Here is a 12,647-nt window from a genome sequence, read left to right on the forward strand (position 1 = left end):
AAGTAATTCACAAGCGCTATAGCGACAAGTTTACCAGATTTTATTTATTAAGGTACCAGCGGTGGTTTAGGTAGTTTTATATTTGATTTTAAAGTTCATCATTATTGGAGTCAAAAAGGATTTGATCTTTTTTTAATGGGAGCAAACCTCCTAGCCCTTTCTTTCGTAAATTATATAAAACACTTTTGATGCGTTTATCATTGCTATTTATCGTTGCCATTGTTTTCTTCGGATGTTCCCAAGAAAGGGAGTTGTCCACAATGGAACCATCTATGGACAATATTTTGGAAACAGGGCCTACTACGACCATATCGAATGAATCGGTCGGACCGCATTTAAATGAATCGGGGACCTATAATTATTTGGCTTTGGGGGATAGTTATACCATTGGTGCAAGCGTTACCAGTGCAGAAAGCTTTCCAATCCAATTAAAGAATAGACTGGAGCAGGGTTTAAAAGTAACGGTCAATACCGAAATTATTGCCGTTACAGGATGGCGCACAGATAATTTATGGGATGCCATCAACAGAGGAACTTTGTTACCTAGTTATGATTTGGTAACCCTTTTGATCGGGGTCAATAACCAATATCAAGGTAAAAGTTTTAGTATTTATACCAAGGAGTTTCCCTTACTTTTGGAACGGGCTATTGACTTGGCTTACGGCAACCCTAAAAATGTTGTTGTTATTTCCATTCCCGATTATGCCTATACTCCTTTTGCGGCTGGTAGAAATACCGATAAAATTTCCAAAGAAATTGATGAATACAATGCCTTTGCAAAGGCTACGGCTTTGCAGAATGGTGTTCCTTTTGTAAATATTACGGACATAACAAGACATGGATTGACCAATCCTGATTTAGTAGCAGGGGATGGCCTTCATCCTTCAGGGGAGGCCTATAAGCGATTTGTAGATGAATTATACCCCCTAGTACTTCCTATTTTTGATTAGGACTATTCCACTAAATTAAATTTGCGATCAAGTCTTAGGAATTTTTCCCATTTTTAAGGATGGCTGTAGGCTATAATTAAGTAGTAACAGAGGAAGTTTCATGCTTCGCCTACCAATAACTTTAATTACTTTTATACATTGTAAATCCCCTCAATCAAAACATAATTTCTAATGTCCAATAAAAAAGTTAGTATTCTTACCGCCTTTAAAACAATAATTTGGCCACGGCGTAATTTGGTTTTCATCGGGCTGTTCCTGATCGTTATAAGCAACGCAGCAAATTTTGTGGGTCCTATTTCCCTAAAATATTTTATGGACGATGTTATTCCAAACAAGGATATGACCATGCTCAAAATATTGGTCGGTTTGGTAATACTGTCCATTTTGGTGAGGGCCGTAACCTCCTTTTTGTTGACAAAAATATTGAGTGTACAGGCACAATACCTTATTTCCGAGCTAAGGGCACAGGTACAGAAAAAAGTACTCTCGCTCCCCATCCGTTTTTTTGATAATGCAAAATCAGGGGCTTTGGTCTCCCGCATAATGTCGGACGTGGAGGGGGTAAGAAACCTTATCGGCACAGGGTTGGTCCAATTGGTAGGAGGAAGTATAACGGCAATTGGTGCCCTGGTTTACATGTTGTGGATTAGTCCGTCTATGACCTTCTTTACCTTTATTCCTTTGGCCATTTTTGCCTTTATAGCCTTAAAGGCCTTTAAGATTATCAGGCCTATTTTTAGAAATAGGGGAAAAATAAATGCTGAGGTTACGGGAAGGCTAACAGAAACCCTGAGTGGAATTAGGGTCATTAAAGGTTTCAATGCAGAGGAACAGGAAACAAAAGTTTTTGAGAATGGAGTGGAGTTGTTGTTTCAAAATGTAAAAAAGAGCTTAACGGCAACGGCTTTTATGACCAGTTCATCCACTTTTCTTATAGGAATTGCTACTACAGGAATTATGGGGATCGGTGGGTATAAAATAATGTACGAAGGCTTGAGCCTTGGGGATTTTTTGTCCTTTACCTTTGTTTTGGGTATCATGATAGCACCTATTGTACAAATGAGCAATATAGGGAGTCAGCTTACAGAGGCACTTGCAGGCTTGGACCGTACGGAAGAACTCATGAATATGACCCCGGAGGCCAATGAAGAGGAACGAACAATTGTTCTGGAAAACATAAAGGGAGATATAGCCTTTAATGATGTTTCTTTTGCCTATGAGGAGGATAAGGATGTATTGCACAACGTTAGTTTTGAAGTAAAGTCGGGCAATGTGGTAGCCCTAGTGGGTAGCTCCGGTTCAGGAAAATCTACCATAGCCGGTTTGGCAGCGACTTTTTTAAACCCGCTTTCCGGGACCATTACCGTAGATGGTCAGGATCTTTCCAAAGTTGATTTGAGCAGTTATCGTCGGAATTTAGGAGTTGTTCTGCAAGACGAATTTTTGTTTGAGGGTACCATTAGGGAAAATATAATGTTCCCAAGGCCCAATGCAACGGAGGATGAATTGATAAAGGCCGTTAAGGCCGCATATGTGGATGAATTCACCGATAGGTTTGAAAAAGGGTTGGACACTCTAATTGGGGAACGCGGAGTGAAGCTTTCTGGGGGACAGCGGCAACGTATTGCTATAGCCAGAGCCGTTTTGGCCAATCCAAAAATTTTGATTTTGGACGAAGCTACTTCCAATCTGGATACCGAAAGTGAGGCCCTGATTCAAAAAAGTTTGGCCACCCTAACCGAAGGAAGGACTACATTTGTCATTGCCCACAGATTGAGTACCATAAGGAAAGCCAACCAGATTCTTGTAATAGAAGATGGTAGGATTGCGGAAAAAGGCACTCATGATGAATTAATTTCAAAAGAAGGACGGTACTATAACCTATTCACCTATCAGGCGAGGATTTAATTTCTATATAAAACAATTGGGATCTACGCTGATATTTGGGTATCCAAAGTTAACTGCCAACCACGCTGCAATACCTTTAATAGTAGGCTGGGGCAAATTTAGTGTACTATAATCCTGAAGATTTATGTAAATTATGATTATTAGCTCTCAGGGGCCAACTCCACTTCCAAGCCTTCCAAATCCTCAGTGATATGGATTTGGCAGCCTAGGCGGCTGTTATCCTTTACATGGAAAGCTTCGGCAAGCATGGCGTCCTCATCATCGGACATCTCTGGCAATTGGTGGTCGGACTCAATGTAACACTGGCACGAAGCGCACATGGCCATACCGCCACATATCCCAATGGTTCCTTCTGGGGCAAGTTCGTACGAACGAACTATTTCCATAAGGTTCATATTCATATCCGTGGGTGCATCTACTTCGTGTACAACCCCATCCCTGTCCTTAATTTTTATTTTAACATCGCTCATGCCAGAAATATTCTTTTTTGCTAATAGCCAGCAAATTTAAGGGATTTACTTTAGGATTTAAGGGTTTTTTTTAATCAATGGCCTTTACTACTGCCTTGGGGGCTTCTTTTTTGCTTCCATCAAAACCGGATACACCGCCTACGGTGGTATATTTCATAACATATTTTTTGTCCGGGAAAATACGCTGGTAGGCACTTTGACACATTAGGGTTGCCTCGTGAAAACCGCAAAGGATCAATTTTAGTTTTCCGGGATAGGTATTTACGTCTCCAATAGCATAAATACCTGGAATGTTGGTCTGGTAATCGAAAGTATCCACTTTTATAGCATTCTTTTCAATTTCCAATCCCCAATCCGCTATAGGTCCCAGCTTGGGCGATAGCCCGAACAAGGGAATGAAATAGTCTACTTCCTTAGTGATTTCTTCATCCACATCCCCAGTTTTGTTGATTACCACGGCCTCTAATTTTCCGGACCCCTTTAGACCCACCACTTCGGCGGGGGTAATAAGGTTTATTTTTCCAAGATTTTTTAAGGATTGTACTTTCTCGACAGAATCCAAAGCACCTCTAAACTCATTTCTTCTATGTACCAAGGTTACTTCCGAGGCAACATCGGCTAAAAAGATACTCCAGTCCAGGGCAGAATCGCCTCCACCGGCAATCAGAACTTTTTTATTGCGATATACTTCTGGATCCTTTATAAAATAGGCCACACCCTTGTCTTCATAATCCTTTATTTTGTCTATCAAGGGTTTTCTAGGTTCAAAACTGCCAAGGCCGCCAGCAATGGCCACGATTGGGGCATTGTGCTTGGTACCCTTATTGGTGGTTACCAAAAAGGTGCCGTCTTCCAATTTTTCAATAGTATTTGCCCGCTCCCCTAAGGTAAATCCTGGTTGGAAGGCTTTTATCTGCTCCATAAGGTTATTGACCAGATCACCTGCCAGTACTTCAGGGAATCCCGGAATATCGTAAATAGGCTTTTTTGGATATATTTCGGAACACTGCCCACCTGCTTGTGGCAACGCGTCTATTAAATGGCATTTAAGCTGCAACAGGCCTGCTTCAAAAACCGCAAAAAGACCGGTTGGGCCTGCACCTATAATCAGAATATCTGTTTTAATCATGGAAAAAAGAACTTAAAATAGCTACAAAGCTATAAAAGGAATTAGGATTGGATTATGATAAAAGTCAGGTTATTGAACCACATTTATGACCTCTTGAATTTGTGGGGCATATTTTTTTATGGTCATTTCCACACCACTTTTTAGGGTCATTTGGTTTACCGAACAGCCTACACAGGCCCCTTCCAATTTTACCTTGACCGAATTATCATTGTCTATGGAAATTAGGGAAATATCCCCTCCATCACTTTGCAAAAAAGGACGGATTTCCTCCAAAGCCTTTTCAACGTTGTTTTTAAGTTCAATAGATGTCATAATTACTTCTTTTTAACAGCCGAACAACCTGCCATTGTAGTTATTTTAATAGCCTCCGTTGGAGGTAAACTTTTGTTTCTATCCACCACTTCCCGGACCACATTTTTTGTAAGTTCCTCAAAGGCGGTTTCAATTGCCGTTGCCGTTTGCAGTGCCGCCGGCCTTCCTACATCACCAGCCTCCCTAATACTTTGTACCAAAGGTATCTCTCCTAAAAAAGGAACATTTAAGTCTTCTGACAAATGCTTGGCACCTTCTTTTCCAAAAATATAATATTTGTTGTTGGGCAATTCTTCTGGTGTAAAATACGCCATATTTTCTACGATTCCCAGCACCGGTACATTAATGGAATCTTGTTGGAACATGGCCACACCTTTACGGGCATCTGCCAATGCTACTTCTTGTGGTGTGCTTACTACCACTGCACCTGTAATTGGTAAGGATTGCATGATGCTTAGATGTATATCCCCTGTCCCTGGAGGAAGATCCAGCAACATAAAGTCCAATTCTCCCCAATGGGCATCAAAAATCATTTGGTTGAGCGCTTTGGCAGCCATGGGCCCCCTCCAGATTACTGCCTGATTGGGTTGGGTGAAAAAACCAATGGATAGGAGTTTTACGCCATAATTTTCTATTGGCTTCATTTTGGATTTTCCTTCAATATTTACTGCCAAGGGTTTTTCTTGGGCAACATCGAACATGATGGGCATGGAAGGACCATAAATGTCCGCATCCAATATTCCCACCTTAAATCCCATTTTAGCCAAGGTGACAGCCAAATTTGCTGTGACCGTGGATTTTCCTACCCCTCCTTTTCCAGAAGCAACAGCAATAATATTTTTAATGCCTGGAATGGGTTTCCCCTTTATCTCGTTGGCTTTGGGCTTGGCAGCGGGTGCGTCAACTTTTACGTTCACGGTTATCTTGGCCTTGTTGTACACCTTCTCGTGTATCACCTTCAAAATCTCCACCTCGGTTTTCTTTCGTGCCTGTAAACTTGGGTTGGAAATGGTAATATCAACAACTACCTCGTCCCCAAAAACCATAATATTTTTAACCGCGCCACTTTCTACCATATTCTGTCCTTCTCCTGGGACAGTGATGTTTTCTAGGGCTTTAAGTATGTCTTTCTTGTCTAATTTCATCCTAAACTATTCTTATTCAGTCATTATTAAAACTGATTCTAAATTACAAAGATAGGGCTTAGGAGCGAGATTAGGAAGGAAGGTAATTGAAAAGTAAAATAAGGCGATAAGTATCCTCTATATGCTGGGAATTATCCATAATTATTGGCAATTGTAATCAAGGATATTACTGTAATTCCTTCCAGGGATCCCAAAAGAGATTTTCAAAATCCATAATTTGATTATCCACTACTTTTATTCCCTCATTTTCCAATAACTGCTGCATTAAATTAGTGCCATCAAAATGATGTTTTCCAGTTAATAACCCTTTCCGGTTAACCACCCTATGGGCGGGGATATCTCCAATTTTATGGGAGCCGTTCATGGCCCAGCCCACCATTCTGGCACTTCTGGCCGTTCCTAGATATTTGGCGATGGCACCATAAGAGGTAACCCGCCCATATGGAATTTGCCTGGCAACGGCATATACTTTTTCAAAGAAGTTCTCATTTTCGGGTTTCATCAGGTATAGAAAATACGAATTAAGGTAATTACCAACAACAGCATCATTAGGGCGCTTAAGATATAATTGGAATTTTTTGAAAACCCATTGTTTTTGGTCTCCAATTTGGTGAAGTAGACCGTGTATAGATAGAGTACCGTAAAAGTGCCACAGCCGGCAGCGAGGATAAACGTGGCTATATCGCGAAATTGGAATTGTATCCATCCCGAAGCGTTCCACATGGCATTCAATCCACTGTAATAAGGGATGGTCAATAGATTTAGCGCGGCTAACAATATCCCTTTAAAGAAACTATTTTTCTTGCTTACCTTGACAATTTTTGGTCGATTCAGCTTTTTTTTCTTGGCCTTTACAAAGAAGTAGATGGCAAAAAAGGCGAAGACAATAAGTGCTATTTTTAATAGCAGGTCTATAATTTCGGGGTTTTTGAATAGAAATTTGGAAATCAGCACTGAAATATAGGCCTGAATAATGATCATGGTAGATACCCCAAGACTAAAAATAATTCCGTTGGTCTTACCCTTTTCCACACTTATCTTGGCGGCGTTCATATTCAATAGGCCCGGTGGTACCGTGGCCATGAAGGCCGCTGAAAAAGTAGCAAAAAAAAGGGTAAGCAAATGCTCCATGGTTTACCTTATTCTAAATTTGATATAGGTGATTGGTTTTCCCTTTTCAAGATACTGCTTTTCATAGAAAGTTTGTATTTCCAGCACTTCTCTAGGGCTACCTTCGTTTTTGTATATATCGTGATTGGCATAAAGCACTTCGTAACCTTTACCGTGTAAAAGGCCCAAGGTATAGCCATGCATAAATTCGCTATCGGTCTTTAGATTAACTGTTCCGTCTTCCTTTAAAATCAATCTGTACTTTTCCAAAAAAACCTCGTTGGTAAGTCTATGCTTGGTGCGTTTATATTTAATTTGGGGGTCGGGAAAGGTAATCCAAATTTCGGAAACTTCATCGGGAGCAAAAAGCCCGTCAATTAATTCTATCTGGGTTCTTAAAAAGGCGGCATTGGTCACATTCTCTTCGATTCCCGTTTTGGCCCCACGCCAAAATCGCGCACCCTTGATATCTATACCAATGAAGTTTTTGCTTTTATTTTGCTTGGCCATCCCAATGGTATATTCGCCTTTGCCACAGCCCAATTCCAAAACCAGGGGATTGTCATTGCCGAAAAATTCATTCCATTTCCCCTTAAGGGAAAACGAACCATTTGTGATTTCTTCCCTAGTGGGTTGAATTACATTCCTAAAAGTTTCATTCTCCTTGAATCGCTTCAGCTTATTCTTACTTCCCACTGTTGATTTATAATTTAATTTCTGGCAAAGCTAATGAAATCTAAATTTGTTTCTTAGGTAGTAGTGGTCCGTTGTTAAATGTTATCCTAAATTAATGGGGAAGTATAAATGATAAAGGTCGGGTCCAATATTTAACAGATGTTATCCAGCTAATTTTTATAATGAACGGGAAAAGGAGTAAATTAGGGCTGTAATCTATGGTTAATGCAAAAATTAGGACTTTTATTATTATTGTTATTGCAACTTGGTTGTAGTGGCCAGGCAATGGAGAAATTTAACGGCGTAAGCTTTGTTGCCTCTCGCGAAAAGGTAGCCCAGGAACATATAGATGCTGTTAGGAATGTTAATGCCAAATGTGCAGCGGTAATGCCCTTTGGATTTATTAGGAATGCAGACTCGCCAGAAATAATTTTTGATACCTCAAGGCAATGGTTCGGGGAAACAAGGACCGGAGCTAGACAATATATAGATATTTTGCACCAGAATGGCCTAAAGGTAATGTTGAAGCCTCAGATTTGGATTTCCAGAGGAGCATTTACAGGTAATTTAAAAATGAAATCCGAAGAAAACTGGAAGGCCCTGGAGGCTTCTTATGATAAATTTATACTTGCCTACGCTACTTTGGCCCAAGAAACAAATGCGGACGCATTTTGTATAGGGACCGAGCTGGAGCAATTTGTAAGTCAAAGACCGGGGTATTGGAGCGAATTGATCCAAAAAATCAGAAGTGTATATAAGGGAAAACTCACCTATGCGGCCAATTGGGACGAATATGGAAGAACCCCTTTTTGGGAGGATCTGGATTTTATAGGGATAGATGCCTACTTTCCGCTAAGCGATGAGAAAACTCCAACCGTGGAACAATTAAGAAAGGGTTGGCAACCGCACAAAGAGAAAATAAGATCTTTGTCCAAGGCCAAGAATAAACCCATTATCTTCACTGAATACGGATATAGAAGCAATGATTATACTGCCAAGAAACCATGGTTGGTAGACCACAGTAAGGACGATGTTAATCTTGAGGCCCAAACCAACGCAACCAAAGCCATTTTTGAAGAATTTTGGAGTGAGGATTGGTTTGCCGGAGGATTTGTTTGGAAATGGTTTATTGATCACGAAAAGGCCGGTGGAATAAATGATAACCGATTTACCCCTCAGAATAAGCCGGCACAAGAGGTGATAAAGAGTTTTTATAAGATTCATTGATACTTCACTCCCAATTTATCCAGTATTTATATAATTTATGTATTTCATGGTAAGGGATAAGCCGAAATTTTAGGATTATACTGATCAAGAATCCCTTCATTTTGGAATGTTTTTGGAATTCGGCAGTATTTTTGATAATCTTTGTACAAAATATATATCGTGTCTGCCAATAGAACTTTTATTTTAACTTGGATCGGGGCCTTGTTATGGCTCCCGTTAATTTCCCAAACGTCCGTCAAGACCGTAATTGCGGAAAAGGGAGATGGTATCTATTCCATACTCAGGAAGCAGGGGATTAATCCGGTGAGGCACTACGGACATTTTGTGGATCTTAACCAAGATAATTTGCGGGATAGCATGCATCTTTATGAGGGCAGGGAGTATATTATACCTCCTGTACCCGCAGATACCGTTCCAATAGCCGAAACCGTTGCAAAAAAGACTACCGAAATTAAGACCGTATCCAATATCCTCAACGATGATATTTTTGGAAAGGATTACGCTTCCACAGAAATCAAAAGTAACAAGTTACAGGGTGCCATTTATTATTTAATATCAGGTCATGGCGGGCCTGATCCCGGTGCTATTGAAAAATATGAGGGCAAAATTATAGCTGAGGACGAGTATGCCTATGATATTACGTTGCGACTTGCCAAGGAGCTCATTTCCCATGGGGCAAAGACCTATATCATAATCAGGGATCCCAATGACGGTATAAGGGATCAGCGCGTTTTGGAAATAGATAGGGACGAGGTGGCCTATCCCAATGAGGAAATACCCTTGAATCAATTGTTGCGATTAAAGCAGCGTGTGGATGTAGTGAACAAACTGTATTTGGAAAATTCGGGGAAATATCAGCGGTTAATTGTAACCCATGTGGATAGCCGAAGTAGGGGTCAAAATATAGACGTGTTTTTCTATCATCATGAGAACAGTAAAAACGGCAAGCGTTTGGCGGAAAGTATCCATGAAACTTTTTTGAAAAAATATAGGCAATATCAACCTAACAGGAATTATGAGGGCACTTTCGCAGATCGCAGTGGCCTGTATTTGGTTAAAAATACCTTGCCTGCCATGGCCTATATAGAAATTGGGAATATTAAAAATAAAAAGGACCAAAAACGTATCCTGGATCCGGACAATAGACAGGCCCTTGCCAAATGGATTTCGGAAGGGGTATTGTTGGATTTTGACAATAGAAATTAGGGATATTTAAGGGGCAATATTTTTCTTGTAATACTTATACAATTGATCGGGGCCAAAACCCAATAAATTCTTCAAGTGAATTATTCCAAAGTGATATTGCAATTTATAAGAACCATACTTTTCATATTTTCTTGCGGAGGTTATTACGCTTTGTGGCAGAACTGCAAAATTTGATATTTTGTAAAGGCGCCCGATGAATTCCGTATCCTCGTATATGATATAGTTTTCATTAAACCCACCCGATTTATGGAATAGATCCTTAATGATAAACAGCGATTGATCTCCGCCCCTACATAACTTATGGTTTATTCTACTGAACCAGGCGAAGAATTGTAAAAACTTTTTGGAGGTGTCGAATTTCATCCTAAAACAACCAGAAGATATATTGTGATGAACTGCCTTTAGAATATAAAGGTCAAAGTCTTTTGGCGGATAGGTGTCGGCATGTAAAAAGTAAAGGACATGGCCTGTGGCCAATTCCGCTCCCTTGTTCATTTGTTTGGCACGCCCCATTTCTGAGGTAATAATCCTTGCTCCTAAAGTTTTTGCCAAGCTTGGGGTGCCATCCTTACTGTCTCCATCCACTACAATTATTTCCTTGATGTTCTTGGGGTTGCTGTTTGCTTTTAAATACTCCAACAAATTGCCAATATGGGCAGCCTCATTTAGGGTTGGGATTATTATGCTTATGGTATTACTCAATTTCATTTAATCCCCAATTATAGTCCAAATAACTTATTTTGGTATTGGAAGTCAATTTTTGATCGGCATATTGGTTAAGGTAATCTATCAAGGAACCGTTTTTTGTGAAATCTTTTTTGTACCAGTTAAAAATTTCGGATAGGGAGGCTTTTTCCTTTGTTAGGACGTTTCTTTTTGGGTCATTGATAAAATCTTTTGCCGTTTGTTCCAGCAGGTTCTCGAGATTGGTGGCAGTAAAAGCTGTGTTCAATAATTTGGGACAGGAATAGGAGGCACAGTTAATGGCAAAATGAATTCGCGGTTCATCCATTTTACGCAGTATTTTATGTTCCAGATCGCCCAAAGAAATCTTTTCATCTCCCATTTGCACGATATCTTTCCCCCATGGATTTTTGATATTCTTAATACTTTTGGTAGGGTAATTGTCCAAAATAAGTTTTACGGTAGCGGCATTATATAGGTTAATATAATATGCAAGTTTTTGGGGTTTGGGAGCCCCATCTACTGGCCGGTTTATGGCCAAATAATCCAAGTAATTCTGTAGTACCTTAATATCTTTGGTAAAGCTTTTATAATCAACATTTCCTGCATCGTCTACATGCCTTTTAAGCAAAATATCCCATTTGGAATGATCTATTTGAAATTCAATTTCAGGCTTGTTATTTGGTGTATACCTTGAGGCAGGGGAAACACCATGAACACTGCCCATTAAAAGTAGTATCAGAAATATCGATAATTTAAGGCGCATGGAATATTATTTACCTTTAATTAGTGTGCCCAAGCACTTAAACCTTACATTAAATTGATGATTAACAACAGCCTCCGCCATTATAATGCCATGTACTTTTGCTAATATGGATTTCAGCGTTGCTTTTTTCTAGGGCGGCTGCGGTTTTGTCACATACGGCCAAGGGCTGGTTTTGCATTAGAACATGACCATTTTTATCATCAAAATATTCCTCATTCCCGTAGTAGATAGCTGTTTTTCCAGTAAAAACGCAGGGCCCATCTTTGGGCATAGGGTCTTTTATTGCAGCTATTTCAATAGATTCAATAAAGATCAACTCGTCTGTTGGATAGTGATTGGGAGAGAGAACACGGTACGATTTTCGTGCCCTAATTTCAATGGTTCCAAAACCAGCATCGGTCAATACTTTTATGTACTCCTTCAGCGGGATACTCCCACTTAAGCAAAGGGCCCTTAGTCGGTCATCGTTACGAAGGGTTTCGTTCATGGGCTGTTCACATATAGGGTCGCTCATAACCAATCTTCCATGAGGTTTTAATACACGATACATCTCCGCAACCGCTTTTTTCAATTCTTCCGTCTTAAAGATGTTGAACAGACAGTTCTGAGCCGCAACGTCAATACTTTCGTCCTCAATAGGCAGGTGTAGGGCATCTCCTTTTACCAGGTTTACAAACTCGCTCTTGAACCATGGGTTTTCCTGTTCCGCAATTTTGAAGTTTTCTTTGGAAGCTTCCAACATTTCATCCACAACATCAACTCCGGTTACCCCGCCTACTTGCCTGGAAAAATATGAAAACTGCAACAACTCCATTCCACCTCCGACCCCTACATAGAGCACCTTTGGATTGTTGATCAAGTCCTGGGCAGAAACCGTACTTCCACAACCGTAGTTCATCTCCTGCATAATTTTGGGGATGGACAATCCCGGGAATTGCCAAATTGGATTTGTGGTACAGCACAGTCCAACATCAGGGGTCAATGCGGCATTTCTATATAATTCGTTTGTTGCTTCCAAATAGCTCATGTGTTTATGCTTAAATGTTTATCATTGGGCTTGTAATT

The 12,647-nt window shown here is 40.2% G+C and carries 14 protein-coding genes; 4 read left to right on the forward strand and 10 right to left on the reverse strand.

The window, feature by feature from the left end; translation table 11 throughout:
* Positions 1-188 precede the first annotated feature (188 nt).
* Together BUA60_RS04505 and BUA60_RS04510 are read left to right on the forward strand one after the other, a co-directional pair.
* On the forward strand, positions 189-950 hold the full coding sequence (locus BUA60_RS04505; RefSeq protein WP_072860496.1) for an SGNH/GDSL hydrolase family protein: 762 nt from the start codon (positions 189-191) through the stop codon (positions 948-950).
* A gap of 171 nt (positions 951-1,121) precedes the next feature.
* Positions 1,122-2,858: an ABC transporter ATP-binding protein gene (locus BUA60_RS04510; RefSeq protein WP_072860497.1), complete on the forward strand. Its 1,737-nt coding sequence runs from the start codon at positions 1,122-1,124 to the stop codon at positions 2,856-2,858.
* 140 nt (positions 2,859-2,998) lie between these two features.
* Here BUA60_RS04510 and BUA60_RS04515 read toward each other — a convergent pair whose 3' ends face one another.
* From BUA60_RS04515 to trmB, 7 genes are all read right to left on the reverse strand, one after another.
* Complete coding sequence (locus tag BUA60_RS04515; RefSeq protein ID WP_072860498.1) at positions 2,999-3,328, reverse strand: 2Fe-2S iron-sulfur cluster-binding family protein; 330 nt, start codon at positions 3,326-3,328, stop codon at positions 2,999-3,001.
* Positions 3,329-3,398: 70 nt separating this feature from the next.
* Positions 3,399-4,457, reverse strand: a complete 1,059-nt coding sequence (locus BUA60_RS04520; protein WP_072860499.1) for an NAD(P)/FAD-dependent oxidoreductase — start codon at positions 4,455-4,457, stop codon at positions 3,399-3,401.
* Positions 4,458-4,526: 69 nt separating this feature from the next.
* Positions 4,527-4,769 carry a NifU family protein gene (locus BUA60_RS04525; protein ID WP_072860500.1) on the reverse strand — a complete coding sequence of 81 codons (243 nt, stop codon included), beginning with the start codon at positions 4,767-4,769 and terminating at the stop codon, positions 4,527-4,529.
* A gap of 2 nt (positions 4,770-4,771) precedes the next feature.
* A complete protein-coding gene (locus tag BUA60_RS04530; protein WP_072860501.1) occupies positions 4,772-5,914 on the reverse strand; it encodes an Mrp/NBP35 family ATP-binding protein in 1,143 nt (380 codons plus the stop codon).
* Positions 5,915-6,080: 166 nt separating this feature from the next.
* Positions 6,081-6,416, reverse strand: coding sequence for an MGMT family protein (locus tag BUA60_RS04535; RefSeq protein WP_072860502.1), 336 nt, complete (start codon positions 6,414-6,416; stop codon positions 6,081-6,083).
* Positions 6,416-7,045, reverse strand: a complete 630-nt coding sequence (locus BUA60_RS04540; protein WP_031445577.1) for a LysE family transporter — start codon at positions 7,043-7,045, stop codon at positions 6,416-6,418. The genes BUA60_RS04535 and BUA60_RS04540 overlap by 1 nt, the downstream gene beginning before the upstream one ends.
* 3 nt (positions 7,046-7,048) lie before the next feature.
* On the reverse strand, positions 7,049-7,720 hold the full coding sequence (gene trmB, locus BUA60_RS04545; RefSeq protein ID WP_072860503.1) for a tRNA (guanosine(46)-N7)-methyltransferase TrmB: 672 nt from the start codon (positions 7,718-7,720) through the stop codon (positions 7,049-7,051).
* Positions 7,721-7,924: 204 nt separating this feature from the next.
* Here trmB and BUA60_RS04550 point away from each other — a divergent pair, with 204 nt between their 5' ends.
* Together BUA60_RS04550 and BUA60_RS04555 are read left to right on the forward strand one after the other, a co-directional pair.
* A complete protein-coding gene (locus BUA60_RS04550) occupies positions 7,925-8,926 on the forward strand; it encodes a glycoside hydrolase family 113 (RefSeq protein WP_072860504.1) in 1,002 nt (333 codons plus the stop codon).
* A 159-nt stretch (positions 8,927-9,085) separates the two neighbouring features.
* Positions 9,086-10,132 carry an N-acetylmuramoyl-L-alanine amidase family protein gene (locus tag BUA60_RS04555; RefSeq protein ID WP_072860864.1) on the forward strand — a complete coding sequence of 349 codons (1,047 nt, stop codon included), beginning with the start codon at positions 9,086-9,088 and terminating at the stop codon, positions 10,130-10,132.
* Positions 10,133-10,138: 6 nt separating this feature from the next.
* Here BUA60_RS04555 and BUA60_RS04560 read toward each other — a convergent pair whose 3' ends face one another.
* The 3 genes from BUA60_RS04560 to arsM all read right to left on the reverse strand — a co-directional run bounded on the left by BUA60_RS04560 (position 10,139) and on the right by arsM (position 12,609).
* Positions 10,139-10,840: a TIGR04283 family arsenosugar biosynthesis glycosyltransferase gene (locus BUA60_RS04560; protein ID WP_072860505.1), complete on the reverse strand. Its 702-nt coding sequence runs from the start codon at positions 10,838-10,840 to the stop codon at positions 10,139-10,141.
* Positions 10,827-11,582 (reverse strand): DUF547 domain-containing protein, encoded by a 756-nt coding sequence (locus tag BUA60_RS04565; RefSeq protein ID WP_072860506.1) that lies wholly within the window; start codon positions 11,580-11,582, stop codon positions 10,827-10,829. Before BUA60_RS04565 ends, BUA60_RS04560 begins: the two co-directional genes overlap by 14 nt.
* A 61-nt stretch (positions 11,583-11,643) precedes the next feature.
* Positions 11,644-12,609 carry an arsenosugar biosynthesis arsenite methyltransferase ArsM gene (gene arsM / locus BUA60_RS04570; RefSeq protein WP_072860507.1) on the reverse strand — a complete coding sequence of 322 codons (966 nt, stop codon included), beginning with the start codon at positions 12,607-12,609 and terminating at the stop codon, positions 11,644-11,646.
* Positions 12,610-12,647: the final 38 nt, after the last annotated feature.

The organism is Arenibacter palladensis (assembly GCF_900129275.1).
Classification (GTDB): Bacteria; Bacteroidota; Bacteroidia; order Flavobacteriales; family Flavobacteriaceae; genus Arenibacter; species Arenibacter palladensis.

Coding starts and splice junctions, on each gene's coding strand:
- BUA60_RS04505 (WP_072860496.1), top strand. CDS start 189: ATGCGTTTATCATTGCTATTTATCGTTGCCATTGTTTTCTTCGGATGT.
- BUA60_RS04510 (WP_072860497.1), top strand. CDS start 1,122: ATGTCCAATAAAAAAGTTAGTATTCTTACCGCCTTTAAAACAATAATT.
- BUA60_RS04515 (WP_072860498.1), bottom strand. CDS start 3,328: ATGAGCGATGTTAAAATAAAAATTAAGGACAGGGATGGGGTTGTACAC.
- BUA60_RS04520 (WP_072860499.1), bottom strand. CDS start 4,457: ATGATTAAAACAGATATTCTGATTATAGGTGCAGGCCCAACCGGTCTT.
- BUA60_RS04525 (WP_072860500.1), bottom strand. CDS start 4,769: ATGACATCTATTGAACTTAAAAACAACGTTGAAAAGGCTTTGGAGGAA.
- BUA60_RS04530 (WP_072860501.1), bottom strand. CDS start 5,914: ATGAAATTAGACAAGAAAGACATACTTAAAGCCCTAGAAAACATCACT.
- BUA60_RS04535 (WP_072860502.1), bottom strand. CDS start 6,416: ATGAAACCCGAAAATGAGAACTTCTTTGAAAAAGTATATGCCGTTGCC.
- BUA60_RS04540 (WP_031445577.1), bottom strand. CDS start 7,045: ATGGAGCATTTGCTTACCCTTTTTTTTGCTACTTTTTCAGCGGCCTTC.
- BUA60_RS04550 (WP_072860504.1), top strand. CDS start 7,925: ATGCAAAAATTAGGACTTTTATTATTATTGTTATTGCAACTTGGTTGT.
- BUA60_RS04560 (WP_072860505.1), bottom strand. CDS start 10,840: ATGAAATTGAGTAATACCATAAGCATAATAATCCCAACCCTAAATGAG.
- BUA60_RS04565 (WP_072860506.1), bottom strand. CDS start 11,582: ATGCGCCTTAAATTATCGATATTTCTGATACTACTTTTAATGGGCAGT.
- arsM (WP_072860507.1), bottom strand. CDS start 12,609: ATGAGCTATTTGGAAGCAACAAACGAATTATATAGAAATGCCGCATTG.